The 904-nt window shown below is 69.0% G+C and carries 1 protein-coding gene and 1 pseudogene; both read right to left on the bottom strand.

Annotated features, from left to right (window positions below):
• Positions 1–578 (bottom strand): annotated as a pseudogene (locus tag A5780_RS04100) (DNA cytosine methyltransferase); the annotation flags it as partial.
• On the bottom strand, positions 575–904 hold a 330-nt coding region (locus A5780_RS40605), incomplete at its 5' end, for a hypothetical protein (protein WP_197521657.1). The gene A5780_RS40605 and the pseudogene A5780_RS04100, both read right to left, overlap by 4 nt.

Here is a 904-nt window from a genome sequence, read left to right as displayed (position 1 = left end):
TACGCGATGTAGAGCCGGTCGCGGGACTGCGGCACCGGCAGGCAGGTGCGCGGCAGCACGTGCGCGGAATTCAGGGCGATGACCCGGGTCTCGTAACCGAGGTCCTGGATCTCGCGCAGCCACCGATGCCGGTCGTCCCACTTCCAGCACTGCACGACGTTTTCCATCACCCCGGCCAGCACCGGCTTGCCGCGCGCGGCCATCGCACGCAGATACCGGGGAATCTGCTCGACCAGCGCGCGGCTGCGCCCGGACGCCGGATCCTCGACGATGCCGAGTTCCTCGTCGAACCGGTACTGGTTGCTCTGGTCGAAGTAGCGTTTCTGTCCCTTCGCGTCCGTCCATTCCGGGCACGCCGGGCTCGCCCAGAACATCTCGGTCGCGGGCAGCCGCGTCAGGTCGATCTCCCTGACGTCGCCGGGCGGAAGGTGTTCCACCGTGGGGAAGTTCAGCTCGTGCACCGCCACACAGACCGGGTTGTGGTTGGCCGCGATCCGGCCCGTGAGACCGGGCACCGCCCGCCAGCCGAGGTAATCGCCCCCGTATCCGGCGAAGAAGACCGTCGAGGTGAGGCTCATCGCGCGTCCCCGGGGATGTGTGCGGTCCAGCCGTCGATGACCTCGACCATCCGGTCCTGCCACTGCGCGGTCGTGACCTCGACCGCGCGGGCGCGGCGAAGGGCACGAGTTTCCCGCCAGGACAGCGCGTTCAGGCCGTGTCCGAGACCGGCGCCGGCCGAGACCAGTTTCACCGGCAGGTAGGCACCGGCCTCGACCAGCACACCCACATACAGCCACCGCCGCTGCGGATGGGCGTGGGTGGCTTCAACCGCGGCGACATCGGTGGGGTCGATGCCGTAGCAGATCAGGTGGCGCCGCAAAGCTTTCAGCGGCGACCGATCCCC

Origin of the sequence: Nocardia sp. 852002-20019_SCH5090214 (assembly GCF_001665865.1) — a bacterium.
GTDB lineage: Bacteria > Actinomycetota > Actinomycetes > Mycobacteriales > Mycobacteriaceae > Nocardia > Nocardia nova.
Note: the sequence above shows the minus strand (reverse complement) of the source record. Positions and strands in the feature narration are given on the sequence as shown.